Consider the following 15,970-nt stretch of genomic DNA (forward strand, 5'->3'; position numbering starts at 1 on the left):
GCCCCCGTTCCCTCACCGGGTCGACCCCGTCCCGCCCCCCATTCTCCGAACGCATGCCCGGGTGCTGCCGCACGCGGCGACCACCCGGGCACCAGGGAAGGAAGAGTGACCTTGCGCAAGCCGCGACACACCATCAGCCGGGGGCCGTCATGAGCCGCTCCGCCGTCCTGGCCGGCCTCGGCGCCGCCGTGCCCCCGCGCGTGGTGGACAACGCCGAGCTGGAGCGACAGCTCGGCCTCGACGAGCACTGGATCCGCTCCCGCACGGGAATCGACCGGCGGCACTGGGCCGCCCCCGGCACCGCCACGGGCGATCTCGCGGTGGCCGCGGCCCGAAGGGCCCTGGACTCCGCCGGAGGCGGCGGCGCCGACATGCTCGTCCTCGCCACCAGCACCCCCGACCACCCGATGCCGGCCACGGCCCCGTACGTCGCCGCGCGCCTCGGCCTCGGGCCCGTCGCCGCCTTCGACGTGTCGGTCGCCTGTGCCGGGTTCGTCTACGGCCTTGCCTCGGCGGCCGGTGCCATCGCGGCGGGCCTCGCCGAACGCGTCCTGGTCGTCGGCGCCGACATCTGGTCCACCCGGCTCGACCTCAAGGACCGCGGCACCGCGATCATCTTCGGCGACGGGGCCGGCGCGGCCGTCCTGCGGGCCGGTGACCCCTCCGAACCCGGCGCGCTCGTCGGCTTCGACCTCGGCGGCGACGGTGCGCTCAAGGACCTGGCGCTGGTCCCCGGCGGAGGTTCCCGGCAGCGGTCCGCCCCGGAGGGCACCACCGAGGCGGACGAGTACCTGACGATGCGCGGCAAGGAGACCTTCACCCATGCGGTGCACCGCATGGGGGAGTCCTCGGCCCAGCTGCTGGAGAAGATCGGCTGGTCCGCCGCCGATGTCGACCGGGTCGCGGGTCACCAGGCCAACATCCGGATCCTCCACACCGTCGCCGACGTCCTCGGGGTGGACCGGGACCGGGTGCTCATCCATCTCGACCGGGTGGGCAACACCTCCGCCGCGTCCATTCCCCTCGCCCTCACCGACGCGGCGGTCCACGGCCGCCTCGCCCCGGGACAGCGCGTCCTCATGACGTCCTTCGGCGGCGGCCTCAGCTGGGGCTCCGCCGCCCTGACCTGGCCCTCTCTCCAGGTGTCCGACGTCCTCCACACCGAACCAGCCGCCCACCCCGACGAGAAAGGCACCACCGCATGACCGCCGACGCACTCACGGAACAGCTCGTCACCCTCTTCACCGACCGGCTCGACGTCAAGGGGGCAGTCACCGCCGAGACCCCGTTCACGGAGCTCGAACTGGACTCCCTCGTGATGCTGGAGTTCTCGGTGATCCTCGAACAGCACTGCGGTGTCGACATACCCGAGGAGGAGCTCCTCGACGCCGGGGACATCGCCGGTGTCGCCACCCTGATCCTCGCGCGGCAGGGTTCCGCCAACTGAGAACCGGAGGCGCCGCCATGGAGACGGCCATTTCCGCGGAGGGTCTCCGCAAGCGCTACGGCGACCACCAGGCGCTGAGCGGGGTCGACCTCGCCGTGCCCACGGGCACGGTGTTCGCCGTGCTCGGCCCCAACGGCGCGGGCAAGACCACCACCGTCCGGATCCTCAGCACCCTGCTGGAGCCGGACGGCGGACGCGCCGTCGTGGCGGGTCACGACGTGGCCACCCACGCCCGCGAAGTGCGCCGCAGCATCGGCCTGGCCGGCCAGTACGCGTCCGTCGACGAACGGCTCACCGGGCGCGAGAACCTCCGGCTGATCGGGGTGCTGCTGCACCTCGGGCGGCGCGGGGCGAAGGCCAGGGCCGACGAACTGCTCCAGCGGTTCGGGCTGGTGGAGGCCGCCGACCGGCCGGCACGGACGTACTCGGGCGGGATGCGCCGCCGCCTCGACCTCGCGGCGAGCCTGGTCGGCCGGCCCTCGGTGCTCTTCCTCGACGAGCCGACGACCGGCCTCGACCTCGGCGGCCGCCGGACGCTCTGGCAGATGGTCCGGGACCAGGTGGCCGAGGGGGTGACCGTCCTGCTGACCACCCAGTACCTGGAGGAGGCCGACCAACTGGCCGACCGGGTCGCGGTCATCGACCGGGGCACCGTCATCGCCGAGGGAAGCCCGGACCGGCTCAAGCGGGAGGTCGGCGGCGAACGCCTCGAAGTGTCGGTGACCTCCGTCGCCGACCTCGCGCCCGTGGCCCGCACCCTGGCCGGACTCGGCCCCGGGAAGCCCGTGACGGACCCCGTGAACCGGACCGTGTCCGTACCGCTGACCGGCGGTGTGCGGACGATCGCCGCGGCCGCGAGCGGCCTCGAAGCGCTCGGGATCGAACCGGAGGACTTCGCCGTACGCAGGTCCACGCTCGACGACGTGTTCCTCGCCCTGACCGGACGGCAGGACGAACCCGAGGGGGAGCGGGCGGCGGCGGTCACCGTTCCCGGGAGAGGGCAGCCGGCATGATCGGGGCAGTCAGCGAATCGTTCGCCCTCGTCGGACGCAGGGTCCGGCACATCCGCCGGATGCCGGAACACCTCCTCGGCGTCACCGTGATGCCGGTGGCGTCCGTCCTCGTCCTCGGCTGCCTCTTCGGCAGCGCCATGCGGGCACCCGGCCAGGGCGGCTACCAGGAATACATCATGGTCGGCATCTTCGCGCAGGTGATGCTCACCAACATCACCACGACCGGCGTCGGCATCGTCAGCGACCTCGACAACGGCCTGGTGGACCGGTTCCGGGTCCTCCCCATCTCCGGCTCCTCCGTCCTGGTGGGACGGACCGTCGCGGACGGTCTGCTGGTCGCCTGGAGCTGCACGGTGATGACCCTCGTCGGATACGCCATCGGCTGGCGCGCCCACAACGGCCCGCTCCAGACGCTGGCCGGATTCGGACTGCTGCTCCTGCTCGGCTTCGCGATGTCCTGGCTCGGCGCACTGCTGGGGCTCGTGCTGCGCAACGTGGAGACGGTGAGCGCGGTGTCCGGTGTCGTCATGATGCCCCTCGTGTTCCTGTCCAACGCGTTCGTGCCGCTGGACGGGCTGCCGGGCTGGGTGCGGGTCCTCGCCGAGTGGAACCCGGTCAGCGCGATCGTCTCGGCCAGCCGGGACCTGTTCGGGAACGAGCGCGGCCCGACCAGCGGGGCGTTCCCCGCCGAGCACCCCCTGCCCACGGCCCTGCTGGTCCTGGTGCTCCTGCTGGCCGTGGTCGTGCCGCTGGCCCGCCGCGCGTACCGGAAGGCGGCCGCACAGCGCTGAGGGGTCTCCCGCCGTCCGCCGGAACGCCCCGGCACGCCCCGGTGTCCGACACCGGGCCGACCCACCTGCCGGTCCGCGCACTCCGGCGGCGAGTGCGACCGGCACCGGCTGCGGTCGTCCGGCCCGTTCGGCGAACCACCGGGCACCCGGCGCCACGGATCACCCGAGAGCGCCCCCGCCCGGTGGTCGAACTGCGGGGAACGCCTGGAAAAGCGGCCGTACTCCGAAAGGATGGGGGCGGCCGGTCCGGGTGGTGGGCGGCCGTGGTCGACAGGGGGTGCGGTGTCGTGGTGCAGCGGTCTTCGGCGGGACGTCGGGCAGTCGCGGTGGTGGGGGTCGGGGCGGCCGGGGCCATGGTCGCGGTGCAGCTCTGTGAGGCCGCGGCGCGGCGGGGCAGCGCGCTGGAGCTGCTGCTGATCGACCCGGGGCCCGAGGCCGGGCGGGGGGCGGCGTACGCGACGGGGGACCCCCGGCACCGGCTGAACGTGCCCGCCGGGAACATGAGCTGCTACCCCGACGACCCGGGGCACTTCGTGCGCTGGCTGTGCCGTCACGGTTCGCCCGAGGTGGCGGCCTCGGACTTCGTCGAACGCCAGCGGTACGGGGCGTACCTCGCCGACACGCTCGGCCGGGCCGTCATCGCCGCGCACGGCACCGTCGCCGTCCGCAGGCTCAGGACCCGGGCCACCGGCTGCCGGTGGCAGGGCCGTACCGCACGGATCGAACTGGCCGACGGCGGCGCGGTGGACGCGGACTGCGTGGTGCTGGCCACCGGGCCCGGCCCGGTCGCCGCCCCGCACTGGGCACCGGCCGGACTGCGCCGCAGCGGCCGGTTCGTCACCGATCCCTGGGCGCCCGGGGCGCTGGACGCGGTCCTCGCCGAGGGCGGCACGCGGGACGTGCTCCTGGTCGGTACCGGACTGACCTCGGTGGACATCGCCCTCTCCCTGGACCGCCCCGGCCGTACCGTGCACGCCGTCTCGCGCGGCGGACGGCTGCCGCAGTCGCACGCCCTGACCCCGCTGCCCGCCGCGGCCTGCGAGGACCATCTGGACGGACTCCCGCTGGTGGGACTGAAGGCCGCGGTCCGGCGGCACGTCGGCCGGGTCCTCGCCGCCCAGGGGGACTGGCGCCCCGCCGTGGACGGGCTGCGTCCGCTCACCGCACGGCTGTGGGGAGCCCTGTCGGAGGAGGACCGGGCCGCGTTCGTCGAGCAGGACAGCGCGCTGTGGAACGTGCACCGGCACCGGATGCCCCCGGCGACGGCGGAGGCCGTGTCGCGGATGCGCCGGACCCGGCGGCTGCGGCCCCGCGCCGGAAGGGTCGTCGACGCCCGCACCGGCCCGGACGGATCGCTGACCGTCGTCCTCGCCCCGCCCGAGGGCCGGGAGACCCGGGAGCTGACGGTCGGCTGGGTCGTCAACTGCACGGGCGCGTACGCGCCGGTCAAGGACACCACCGATCCGCTGTGGCGCGGGCTGCTCGACGACGGCGGGGCCGTGCCCGGCCCGCTCGGCATGGGCGTGGGCACCGACCGGGGGCGGCTCCGGGGCGCGGACGGACGGGCCGGGCGGCCGGTGTGGACGCTCGGTGCGCCGCGCCGCGGCGAGCTGTGGGAGACGACCGCCGTCCCGGAGATCCGCGGGCAGGCGGCGGCCGTCGCCGACGCGGTCCTCGGCCACCTCGCGGGACCCGCCCCGGCGGCGGCGCCCGTACGGCGACCGCCCCGCGACACCTCGGGGTTCGAGCTCAGCACCCATGACGCCGCCGCCGCGGTCTACCGCTCGGGTACGGAGCGGCTGCTGACGCCGAGGCCAGGGGCGGTGCACGCGTTCCGCCGGGCCGCCGCGCTCGACCCCGGCTTCGCCCTCGCCCACGCCGCGCTCGCCCTGACCGGCCACGAGGCCGGGGCCGGGGCCGGTGTGGACGTCGCCCGCGCCCTGGCCGACGCCCGGCGGGCGGTGGCGGAACGGGGGAGCGCGCACGAGCGGTCCTGGGTCGAGGCGGTCGCGCACCACGTACGGGGCACCGGCGGCGGCCAGGCCCTGGTGCGTCATCTGGACGCCCACCCCGGGGACCTGACGGCGCTCGCCGTCGCCGTGCCCGGCGTCACCTCCTCCGGGCTGTCCGGTCCCGACGGTCCGACCGCCCGCCGACTGGCGGAACGGGCGTACGCGGCCCGCCCGGAGCACTGGTTCCCGGCCTCGGTACTGGCCCTCGTACGGCAGGAGGAAGGCAGGTACGAGGAGGCGGAGGCGCTGGCGGGGAAGGCCCTGGCGGCGGAGCCCGCGTCGGGGCACGCCGTCCACGCGCTCGCCCACGTCGACTACGAGCGCGGCCGACACCGGGCGGGTCTGGAGCGGCTCGACCGGTGGCTGGCCGACCGTCAGGGACACGCCGACGCCCATCGCGCCCACCTCGCCTGGCACGCGGCCCTGCACGAACTGGCCCTTGGCGACGGGGCCTCGGCCCGGCGCCGGTGGGAGGCCGAGCTGTCGCCCGCCGAGGTGCGGGGGCCCCGGGCCCTGGTGGACTCCTGCACGCTGCTGTGGCGGGTCGGGCTCACCGGCGGCCGGTACGGCGGCACGGAGGTCCACGAGGTTCTGGACGTGATCGACCGGGACCTGCTGGAGCGCCCGGACACCGCCTTCACCGCGATGCACGCCGCGTTCGCCCTCGCCGCCGCCGCCGATCCGCCGGGGCTGCGACGGCTGCGCGCCCACGCGCTGCGCGGGGACCGGGTGCGGCGGGAGGTGGTGGCACCGTTGTGCGAGGCCCTGGAGCACTTCGCCGAGGAGCGGTGGGGCGAAGCGGCGGCCGGTCTCGGCCGGGTCCTCCCCTCGCTGGACCGGGCGGGCGGCAGCGCGGCCCAGCGCGAGGTGGCCGAGGAGGCCCTGTTGTACGCGCTGGTCGCGGCGGGCCGCCCGGGGGAGGCCCGGACCCGTCTTGAGGAGCGCCTGAGCCGGAGGCCCTCCCCGCACGACCGCACCCGCGCGAACGCGCTGCCGCGCGGGGAGCCGGGGGCGTACGGGAATCCCTGACGCGGCCGTCCCTCCCGTATGTCTGGTGCTGGTGCTGGTGCTGGTGCTGGTGCTGGTGCCTCGGCCGACGCTGGCTGCCCGGTGGCCCGGCTGCCCGGGACCGTCCGGATGGCCTCGGGCCGCCGCCCGACGACATCACCGTCCGCCTGGACACCGGCTCCGGCTACGGCTTCGGCTTCGGCTTCGGCTCAGGCTCCGATTTTGGCTCCGGCAAGACTCGCGTCACGCTCGATGAGCACGGACCGTGGGGCCGGATCGCGCACAGGAGGAGGCGCCCGTCCGGGCGGGCCGAACCGCTCCCTCACCCGCCATGACCCCACCTCCACCCCCACCCCCACCCGTACGACTCCTTCGTCAGTGAGGGGCCGGAAGGGGGAACCGCACGCCGGTGAGTCGTTCCGACAGCTCCCACAGGCGGCGGCCGGTCAGGGGATCGGCTGCCGCAGTGGACAGCCGCACGCGCGTCGGGCCGCCTCGCAGTTCACCGAAGCCGTCCGGCCCGATGAACTCGCCGCCCTTCGCGTCGGGGGCGGTGGCCGCGTACAGCTGGGGCAGCGCGCCCTGCTCCGGGGGCTGGGCGAGCGGGACGAGAACGCGGCCGAACAGCACCTTCACCATGCCGACCGGCGCGCTCGTCTGGAGGTTGGTGGAGGTGTAGCCGGGGTGGGCGAGCAGGCCCCGCACCGGGCTGTCGGCAGCGGTCAGCCTCCGGTGGAGTTCCTGTCCGAAGACGGCGTTGGCGAACTTCGACTGGTTGTAGAACTTCATGGGCGAGTACGTGCGCTCGCCGGACAGGTCGTCGAAGTGGAGTCGGCCCTGCCGGTGGTTGGTCGAACTCACCGTGACCACCCGGGGGTCGTTGCCGTGGGTCAGCAGGTCGAGCAGCAGGCCGGTGAGCGCGAAGTGGCCCAGGTGGTTGCAGGCGAACTGCAGCTCGTGGCCCTGGGCGCTCACTGAACGGGGCGGCGCCATCACACCGGCGTTGTTGACGAGCACGTCCAGCCGCGGTCGATCCGCGCGCAGCCGATCGGCGAAGGCCCGGACGGAATCGAGGTCGGCCAGGTCGAGGCGCCGCACCTCAAGGGCGGCGCCGGGCTGTTCGGCGGTGATCCCCGCGGCGGCCAGGCGGCCTTTCGCCTCGTCGCGTACCGCCATGATCACGTGCCCGCCCGCGCGGGCGAGTGCCCGGGTGGTCTCCAGGCCGAGGCCGCTGTTGGCTCCGGTGACGACACACACCCGGTCGGTCTGGTCCGGGAGGTGATCTGCGGTCCAGTGTCGCTTCTTCGTCATGCGGCACACGCTGTCGTACATGGCACTTGGTGTCAAGAAGTTACCGCGTGCCATGGATGGCATGGCGATAGGGTTGCCCGGTGAGCCCCCGTCCCGAAGTCACCATGGCCCAGCGCAAACGTCAGCTCGTCTCCGACGAGCTGAGGGAAGCGGCGCTGCAACTACTGGCGCTGAAGGGCTTCGACGCGGTCACCATCGACGAGATCGCGGCCACCGCCGGCGTGTCCAAACGGACGTTCTTCCGGTACTTCGCCTCCAAGGAGGACGTGGTCGTCCAGTTCCTGGTCGACATGGGCACCGGTATGCGCGCGGCGCTGGCGTCCCGCCCCGGCGAGGAGCGCCCTTCCGTGGCCCTGCAGCACGCCGTCTGGGTCTCCATGGCCGCCTGCGCCGACCATTCCGACCGGGCGCTGCGCGTGGTGCGGCTGATTCTGAGCACCCCGGCTCTGCGCGCACGCTTCCTGGAGCGCCAGGACCAGTGGCGCGACGACCTGGCGGCGGAGTTGGCGCAGCGCCTGAGGCTCGACCCCGACACCGATCTGTACCCCCGGCTGGCCGCCGGGATGGCGCTCACCGCCTTCGACGCCGTGCTGCGGCGGTGGAGCGGCAGCGGCGGTGCGGAGGACCCCGCCGAACTGACCCGCCGGGCCTTCGCCACGATCGCCCCGGCGCTGGACTCCGTCGGGTGAGCTGTCCCGCGCCCGCGCCCGTGCCCGCACCCGCACCCGCACCCCTGCTGTGCCGCCGCCGGGTGTCATGAGTCCGGCCCCGCCCGGCCTCCGGCGGCGCCCGCGCCGGTGACGCCGGATCCCCGACGCTCCGGGGCGGAGCCCCTGGCGCCCCGTGCGCCGGTGCGTCCGCTGCCCTGACGGGTCCCCGTCCGCCTCGACGTCCTCCCGTCCGGCGGGCCCCTCGGGCGCCGGGCGCCGGGCATCGAGCCCTCCCGGGCCCTGGGAAATCCCGGCGCCGCAGGGCCGTCCGGTCTCTCCGGTCTCTCCGGCCTCTCCGGCGAGACCTCCGGGGCGCCGTGATCCCTCTGAGGCCGGGGCCCCGGCGCCGGACTTCCCGGCCGCAGGGCCCGGCGCCCGGTGATCCCAGCGGCTCGGGATCGTCCCCCGCCCCGCTCGGCGTCCCGCCCCCTTGGTGCCCCGCACCCCGCTCGGCGCCGTAGCCGCCCTCCAGCGGCGTGGGCCCCCGGGAGTCAGGGTGCCCGCCAACCCCTCCCTCCCCGCCCGCCCCGGCGGCGACCTCTCCCGTCCCCCCCTCGAAGTCCCTCCCCGCCCCGTCCTCCGCCTTGTTCGCACTCCGATCAGGAGTGCTAATCAAGGGCCCCTGGGGCAACGGCAGTTACCTCCGTATCGTTTTTGAAGGTAACCGCTACGGAGGAGGAAACCCCAGATGAGCCCCATCGCCCCGCGCCACTACTTCGAGACCCAGCTCCAGCTCACCGAGGACCCGCTGCTGGTCGCCGCCCGTCTCGCGGACTCCGGACTGCACGAGTCCTACGTCGTCTACGAGAACGGCGGCAGCTGGTCCTACGCGGGCGGCGTGCGCGCCGAACTGACGCTCGACCGCACCGGTGCCCGGCTGACCCAGGAGGACGGCACGGACGCCTTCCGCCCCTGGGACGGGCAGCCCCTGCGCCTGGTCTCCGACCTCCTCGGCACCGTCGCCGTGCCGTACTGGCGGGCCTACGGCTGGGCGACCTTCGAACTGTCCTACGCCAAGAGCGGCGACCTCGACCGGATCGGCGAGGGCCGCCTCATGCACCTCATCGTGCCGCGCGCCGAGGTCCGCTTCGAGGCCGGGCACGCCCTGCTGCGCGCCGCGGACCAGGCCACCCTCGACGCCCTCCTCACCACCGTCGCCAGCACCGCGCCGACCGCCGCCGGGCAGCCCCGCCCGCTGGACGTGCACGCCACCGGCGGCAACCAGTACCGCGAGGCGGTACGGCAGGCCGTCGCGGAGATCAACGCGGGCGAACTGCACAAGGTCATCCTGTCCCGGGTCGTCGAGGTCGACGACGAGGTCGACCTGACCGGCACCTACGTCGCCGGGCGCCGGGGCAACAACCCGGCCCGCTCCTTCATGCTCAACCTGGGCGGCACCGAGGCCATCGGCTTCAGCCCGGAGATCGTCGTCCAGGTCTCCGAGGACGGCCGGGTCGTCAGCCAGCCGCTGGCCGGCACCCGCGCCCTCACCGGCGACCTGCTCACCGACGAGGGCCTGCGGGCCGACCTGTTCGGCTCCCCCAAGGAGGTCTACGAGCACGCCATCTCCGTCAAGGTCGGAGCGGACGAACTGGTCGACGTCTGCGTCGAGGGATCGGTCGAGGTCCCCGAGTTCATGGCGATCCGCGAGCGCGGCAGCGTGCAGCACCTCGCCTCCCGGGTGGCCGGACGGCTCGCCCCGGGCCGTGAGGCGTGGGACGCCTTCGGCGCGGTCTTCCCCGCCGTCACCGCCTCCGGAGTGCCGAAGTCGGCGGCGTACGACTCCATCCTCCGCCACGAGCCCGAGTCCCGCGGCCTCTACAGCGGCGCGGTCCTCACCGTCGACCACGTCGGCTCCATGGACGCGGCCCTGGTCCTGCGCAGCGCCTACCGCAAGGACGGCCGCACCTGGCTGCGGGCCGGCGCGGGCATCGTCGGACACTCCACCCCCGAGCGCGAGTTCGAGGAGACCTGCGAGAAGCTCGACAGCGTCGCCCGGTTCCTCGTGCCCGCGGGCGGCACCCGATGAGGGTCACCGGCGAGGTGCACCTCGCCGGGCTCGGCAGCTGGCTGCCCGACGAGGTCACCACCGCCGACGCCGTCGCCGACGGCCGGTACGGGGAGGCCGACCGGAAGGCCTCCGGGATGCTGGCGGTCCGGGTGGCCGAGGACCTCCCCGCCCCCGACATGGCGGTACGGGCCGCCCGCACCGCGCTGAGGCGGGCCGCCCGCACCGGGCTCACCGCCGACGACTTCGGGGCGCTGCTGCACTGCGCCACCTACCACCAGGGACCCGACGGCTGGTCCGCACCCCACTACGTCCTGCACCGCACCCTGGACCGGCCCATCGGGGCGGCCCAGGTGGGACCGGGCTGCCTGGGGATGCTGACGGCCCTGGAGATGGCCGCCCACCGGCTGGCCGCCGACGACGGCAAGGACGCCGTCCTGCTCACCGCGGCCGACAACTTCTCCCCCTCCCTGGTGGACCGCTGGAACTCCTCCCGGCTGTTCCTCCTCGCCGACGGCGGCGCCGCCGCCGTGGTCTCCCGGCGGGGCGGCTTCGCCCGGCTGCTGTCCGTCGGATCGGTCTCCGCCCCCGTGATGGAGGAGCTCCACCGGGGCGGGGAGGAACTCTTCCCGCCCGGCATCACCGTCGGCCGGTCGCTCAACTTCGAGGAGCGCAGCGACTACTGGCGGAGCCGGTGGGCCCAGGGCGCGGCGCCGCCGAAGGTGCACCTGGGCGATGTGGTCGCCGACGCCGTCGACCGGGTCCTGGCGGAGGCGGACACCAGCCTGGAGCAGGTGGCCCGGATCTGCCACACCGGCTACTCCGAAGGCGCCCTCCACACCATCTACCTCGACCCGCTGGACGTCGACGCGGCCGACGGGACCTGGGAGTTCACCCGGAGCATCGGGCACATCGGAGCCGCCGACCCGTTCATCGGCCTCGAACGGCTCTGGACCCGGGGCGAGGTCGGACCGGGGGACCGCGTGCTGCTGCTCGCGGCGGGCCCCGGCATGGAGGTCGCCTGCGCCGTCGTCGAGATCACCGAGCCCTATCTGCCCGCCACCGCACGACCGGAGGAAGACCTGTGATGCTCGAAGGATGCACCCCCTGGCCGGCCGGTACGGCCGAGCGCTACCGCCGGGAGGGGCTGTGGGACGGCACCGACCTGGGCTCGCTGCCGCGCGCCTGGGCCGGGAGGTACGGCGACGCCACCGCACTCGTGGCGGGCGAGGAGCGCGTCTCCTACGCCGAGTTCGCCGACCGGGTGGACCGCAGGGCCGCCGGGTTCGTCCGGCAGGGCGTGCTGCCGGGGGACCGGCTCGTCCTCCAGCTGCCCAACGTCCCCGAGTTCGTGGAGGTGGCGTTCGCCCTCTTCCGGGCCGGAGCGAAGCCGGTGTTCTCGCTGACCTCGCACCGGGCGAACGAGATCCGGCACCTGTGCGCGCTGTCGGGCGCCTCCGGCTACATCGTCCCCGGTGTCTTCCGGGGCTTCGACCACACCGCGCTGGCCCTGGAGACGGCCGCCGGACTGCCCGCCCTGCGCAGGATATTCGCCCAGGGCGAGACCGGATCGCCCGCCGTGGTCCCCCTGGAGGCTGTCAACGCGGAACCGGTGGAACTGCCCCCCAACGACCCCTCCGACGTGGCCTTCTTCCTGCTCTCCGGCGGCACGACCGCACTGCCCAAACTCATCCCGCGCACCCACGACGACTACGCCTACCAGACCCGCACGGTCGCCGCGCTCGCCGGTCTGACCACCGAGGACGTCTATCTGGCCGCGCTGCCGGTGGAGTTCAACTTCACCTGGGGCTGCCCCGGAGTGGTCGGCACGCTCTCCGCCGGAGGGACCGTCGTCCTCGCCCCCGACCCCACCGCCGACGACTGCTTCCGGCTGATCGAGCGGGAACGCGTCACCCTGACCTCGGTGGTGCCCACCGTGGCACGGCTCTGGCTCGACGAACGGGAGTGGTCCGACGCCGACCTGTCCAGCCTCAAGGTGCTCCAGATCGGCGGGGCACGGCTCGAACCGGAACTCGCGGCCCGCGTCGGCCCCGAACTGGGCTGCCGCCTCCAGCAGGTGTTCGGCATGGCCGAGGGGCTCCTCACGATGTCCCGCCCCGACGACACCCCGGACAGCGTCCTGCACACCCAGGGGTGGCCGGTCTCGCCCGCCGACGAGCTGAAGATCGTCGACGAGCGCGGCGCGGAGGTCCCGCCCGGGGTCACCGGAGAGCTGCTCACCCGGGGGCCGTACACCCTGCGCGGCTACTACCGGGCCCCCGAACACAACGCCAGGGCCTTCACGGGGGACGGCTTTTACCGCACCGGCGACCTGGCCAGTCTCACCGAGGACGGCCGGCTCGTGGTCCAGGGACGGCTCAAGGACGTCGTCATCCGGGGCGGCGACAAGATCGCGGCCGGTGAGGTGGAGGCCCATCTGCTCACCGTCCCGGGGATCGCGGCGGCGGCGGTGGTACCGGTGCCGGACGAGTTCCTCGGCGAGCGCATCTACGCCTTCCTGGTCGCCCGCGCGGACCGCGAGGAGACCGGAGCGGGCGCGGAGCGGCCCGCCCTGCCGGAGCTCAAGGCCGCGCTGCACGCCCGGGGCCTCGCCGACTACAAACTGCCGGACCGCGCCGAGTTCGTACCGGACCTGCCGCTGACCCCGCTCGGGAAGATCGACAAGAAGGTGCTCGCGGCGGCCGCCGCGGATCCCGCGCTGCCCCGCGGCTGGAAGCCCGCCGAGCCGTCCGCCGAACAGTCCACCGGGGCACCCGCCGGGTCGCCGGGGACCGCACCGTCCGGTGCCGCGCCCGGCCCCGATGCCGCGCCAGCTCCGGGCGCGTCCGCCCCCTCCACCCCGTCCGCCCCCTCCACCCCGTTCGACTCCTCCGTCCCGTCCGGCTCCCTCCACTCCGCGCAGTCCACCCCCTCCCCCTCCCCCTCCCTCTCCGCCCCTTCCACCCCCCTCCCTTCCCTCTCTGTCTCCGTCTCCGTCTCGTCCTCACCGAAGAGGTGAACCACCATGGCCGCCACACGTGCCGCCCGTACCGCACCGCGCACCGCGCCGCTCTCCGCTGCCGAACTCCGCCAAGAGGTCGCCACCGTGCTCGGCGCCGACCCCGGCGCCCTCACCGATGACGCCCATCTCGTCCATCTGGGCCTGGGTTCCCTGGAGATGATGCGCCTGGTCACCCGCTGGCGTCGGCAGGGCCTGCCCGCCGAGTTCGCCGAACTCGCCGCCGCCCCCACCCTCGACGACTGGCACCGCCACCTCACCGCCGCCTGGAACACCCGTACCGAGGAGGTGGCCTGATGGACGCCCTGCTGGTCAAGGGCGGCTGCCTCTACCCCGCCGACGCCACCGACCGGGTCGTCCCCGACGGCGCCGTCCTCATCCAGGACGGCGTGGTGACGGCCATCGGCCCGACCGGCGAGGTCGAGGCCGGCATCGCACCGGGGCAGCTCGACTCCCTGCGGACGATCGACGCCCGGGGCCGGATGATCCTGCCCGGCTTCGTCAACCCGCACTGGCACGAGATGTTCGCGATGCGCTTCCCCTTCAAGGGCGCGCTGCGCGAGGCCTCGGACCGCGACGACAAACCGGTGTTCATGGCGCTCGGCGGCGACGTCCCGCAGATCTCCGTGATCTTCGACTCCTTCCACGGCCAGGTCGACCGGCTCACTCCCGACGAGGCCCTCGCCATCGCCCGCTACTCGATGTGGACCCAACTGCGCTCGGGCGTCACCGCGCTCGGTGACGTCGGCTCCCTCAACAAACCGGAGGCACTTGCCCGCGCCGCCCGCGACCTCGGGATGCGCCTCACGGTGAGCACCTGGGCCTCGGACGCCGTGTGCGCCCCCGGGGACACCCGATTCCGCCGCACCCGGGACGCGGACGACGAACTCCAGCGGATCGAGAAGCTGCTGATCGACTGCGCGGCCGACCCCGAGGGCCTGGTCCGGGCCTGGCCGACCGCCGTGTACGGGACCAACATGACCGACGAACTCGGTTACGGCTTCGCCGAGTTGACGGCCCGCTTCGACGTCCCGTTCGCCGCGCACGTCGGTGCGCTGCGCAACGAGGCCGAGGTGATGCTCGCGTACCACGGATCGACCCCGGTCCGCCGGTTCGCCGACCTCGGTCTGCTGTCCGATCGGTTCATGGCGGTGCACTGCGCCTTCGCCGACGCGGGCGAACGGGCCCTGCTGATCGGGGCGGGCGCGCACATCAGCCACTCACCGGCCAAGTACGGACCGGCCGGGGAGGCGTCCCTGACGGAGACCCGGCTCTTCCCGGAGTTCCGGCGCGCCGGACTCGACGTGTCGCTCTCCACGGACGGCGCCGCCATGCCGATCGGCGGGATGGCCGAGGCGATGCGCTCGGTGTGGCAGGTCTACAACGAGATGTACGCCGACCCGACCGAGGTGCTGCCCACGGACGCGCTGGCGATGGCGACCCGCATCCCGGCCCGGGGCCTCGACCAGGGCGACCGGATCGGCAGCCTGGAGCCGGGCAAGCAGGGCGATCTGCTGCTGGTCAGGGCCGACGACTGGCGCTACCTCCTCAACCCGCGCCCACTGGAGGGCTTCCTCTCCCTGGGCGGCTCCATGGACGTGGACACCGTGGTCGTCGCGGGCCGGGTCCTGATCGACGAGGGCCGGTCCACCCGGCTCGACGAAGAGGCCCTGGAGGCCGAGTACCTGGAGGCCCTCGGCTCCTTCACCGTCCGCTGCCTCGGTGTGGACGCCGACGCGGTGGCCGCGCGGCTGCGGCTGCGCACCGAGACGCTCGCGGACCGCAGGCTGGCCCGAGCCCGTACGGCATCCCTCTCCACCGACCGGAAGGAACGGCGATGAGCGTGAAGACGGCCCTGGTCACCGGCGCGGCGGGCGGGATCGGGGCGGCGGTCGCACGGGCCCTGGCCGCCGAGGGCACCCGGGTCGCGCTGCTCGACGCCGACCCGATCGCCCTGGAACCGCTGGTGAAGGAGTTGCGGACGGCGGGCGCGGCGGTCCTCGCCCTGGGCGTGGACGTGCGCTCCAGCGGGGAGGTGGACGCCGCGGTCGACCGCACGGAACGCGAACTGGGGCCGCTCGACCACCTGGTGAACGCCGCCGGGGTGCTGCGCACCGGTGAGGTCGCGGGCTTCAGCGACGAGGACTGGGACTTCACCTTCGCGGTCAACGCCACCGGGGTCTTCCACGTCAGCCGGGCGGTCGCCAACCGGATGGTGCCGCGCAGGTCCGGGGCGATCGTCACGGTCGCCTCGAACGCGGCGGGCATCCCGCGCTGGAACATGGCGGCCTACGCGGCCTCGAAGGCCGCCGCCACCAGCTTCACCAAGACGCTGGGCCTCGAACTGGCCAGGTTCGGCATCCGCTGCAACGTGGTCGCGCCCGGCTCCACCGAGACGCCGATGCTCACCGCGATGTACGGGGACGGCGACGCGGCCCGGCCGTCCGTGGAGGGCTCGCCCGGCACGTACCGGCTGGGCATCCCGCTCGGCCGGCTGGCCCAGCCGGAGGACATCGCGCACGCGGTCCTCTTCCTGCTCTCCGACCGGGCCGCGCACATCACCCTGCACGGTCTGACGGTGGACGGGGGCGCCGCGCTCGGCGTCTGAACGGCGCCCCCTTGTCCACCACCCCCGCCCCCCCCACACACCA

General features: G+C 74.3%; 13 protein-coding genes. 12 read left to right on the top strand and 1 reads right to left on the bottom strand.

The window, feature by feature from the left end:
- Window positions 1-149: 149 nt before the first annotated feature.
- The 5 genes from ACIRQY_RS12100 (at window position 150) to ACIRQY_RS12120 (ending at window position 6,292) form a co-directional block, all read left to right on the top strand.
- Window positions 150-1,205 carry a beta-ketoacyl-ACP synthase 3 gene (locus ACIRQY_RS12100; RefSeq protein ID WP_403924275.1) on the top strand — a complete coding sequence of 352 codons (1,056 nt, stop codon included), beginning with the start codon at window positions 150-152 and terminating at the stop codon, window positions 1,203-1,205.
- Window positions 1,202-1,447, top strand: a complete 246-nt coding sequence (locus ACIRQY_RS12105) for an acyl carrier protein (protein ID WP_351781267.1) — start codon at window positions 1,202-1,204, stop codon at window positions 1,445-1,447. Before ACIRQY_RS12100 ends, ACIRQY_RS12105 begins: the two co-directional genes overlap by 4 nt.
- 17 nt (window positions 1,448-1,464) lie before the next feature.
- A complete protein-coding gene (locus ACIRQY_RS12110; RefSeq protein ID WP_403924278.1) occupies window positions 1,465-2,460 on the top strand; it encodes an ATP-binding cassette domain-containing protein in 996 nt (331 codons plus the stop codon).
- The gene (locus ACIRQY_RS12115; RefSeq protein WP_351781271.1) at window positions 2,457-3,251 is read left to right on the top strand and encodes an ABC transporter permease; all 795 of its coding nucleotides are present in this window, start codon (window positions 2,457-2,459) and stop codon (window positions 3,249-3,251) included. Before ACIRQY_RS12110 ends, ACIRQY_RS12115 begins: the two co-directional genes overlap by 4 nt.
- Window positions 3,252-3,580: 329 nt before the next feature.
- Window positions 3,581-6,292 (top strand): FAD/NAD(P)-binding protein, encoded by a 2,712-nt coding sequence (locus tag ACIRQY_RS12120; RefSeq protein WP_403924692.1) that lies wholly within the window; start codon window positions 3,581-3,583, stop codon window positions 6,290-6,292.
- A gap of 354 nt (window positions 6,293-6,646) precedes the next feature.
- Here the strand turns inward: ACIRQY_RS12120 and ACIRQY_RS12125 are convergent, their stop codons facing one another.
- Complete coding sequence (locus tag ACIRQY_RS12125; protein ID WP_403924282.1) at window positions 6,647-7,582, bottom strand: oxidoreductase; 936 nt, start codon at window positions 7,580-7,582, stop codon at window positions 6,647-6,649.
- A 104-nt stretch (window positions 7,583-7,686) separates the two neighbouring features.
- Here ACIRQY_RS12125 and ACIRQY_RS12130 point away from each other — a divergent pair, with 104 nt between their 5' ends.
- From ACIRQY_RS12130 to ACIRQY_RS12160, 7 genes are all read left to right on the top strand, one after another.
- Window positions 7,687-8,271: a TetR family transcriptional regulator gene (locus ACIRQY_RS12130; RefSeq protein ID WP_403924695.1), complete on the top strand. Its 585-nt coding sequence runs from the start codon at window positions 7,687-7,689 to the stop codon at window positions 8,269-8,271.
- A 709-nt stretch (window positions 8,272-8,980) separates the two neighbouring features.
- A complete protein-coding gene (locus tag ACIRQY_RS12135; RefSeq protein WP_403924284.1) occupies window positions 8,981-10,321 on the top strand; it encodes a salicylate synthase in 1,341 nt (446 codons plus the stop codon).
- Window positions 10,318-11,388 carry a ketoacyl-ACP synthase III family protein gene (locus tag ACIRQY_RS12140; protein WP_403924287.1) on the top strand — a complete coding sequence of 357 codons (1,071 nt, stop codon included), beginning with the start codon at window positions 10,318-10,320 and terminating at the stop codon, window positions 11,386-11,388. Before ACIRQY_RS12135 ends, ACIRQY_RS12140 begins: the two co-directional genes overlap by 4 nt.
- Window positions 11,388-13,319, top strand: a complete 1,932-nt coding sequence (locus ACIRQY_RS12145) for a (2,3-dihydroxybenzoyl)adenylate synthase (RefSeq protein ID WP_403924290.1) — start codon at window positions 11,388-11,390, stop codon at window positions 13,317-13,319. Before ACIRQY_RS12140 ends, ACIRQY_RS12145 begins: the two co-directional genes overlap by 1 nt.
- 6 nt (window positions 13,320-13,325) lie before the next feature.
- Window positions 13,326-13,616 (top strand): phosphopantetheine-binding protein, encoded by a 291-nt coding sequence (locus ACIRQY_RS12150; protein WP_403924293.1) that lies wholly within the window; start codon window positions 13,326-13,328, stop codon window positions 13,614-13,616.
- On the top strand, window positions 13,616-15,160 hold the full coding sequence (locus ACIRQY_RS12155; protein WP_403924296.1) for an amidohydrolase family protein: 1,545 nt from the start codon (window positions 13,616-13,618) through the stop codon (window positions 15,158-15,160). The genes ACIRQY_RS12150 and ACIRQY_RS12155 overlap by 1 nt, the downstream gene beginning before the upstream one ends.
- Complete coding sequence (locus tag ACIRQY_RS12160) at window positions 15,157-15,927, top strand: 2,3-dihydro-2,3-dihydroxybenzoate dehydrogenase (protein ID WP_351781285.1); 771 nt, start codon at window positions 15,157-15,159, stop codon at window positions 15,925-15,927. Before ACIRQY_RS12155 ends, ACIRQY_RS12160 begins: the two co-directional genes overlap by 4 nt.
- Window positions 15,928-15,970: the final 43 nt, after the last annotated feature.

The organism is Streptomyces sp. NPDC101490, from assembly GCF_044767145.1.
GTDB lineage: Bacteria > Actinomycetota > Actinomycetes > Streptomycetales > Streptomycetaceae > Streptomyces.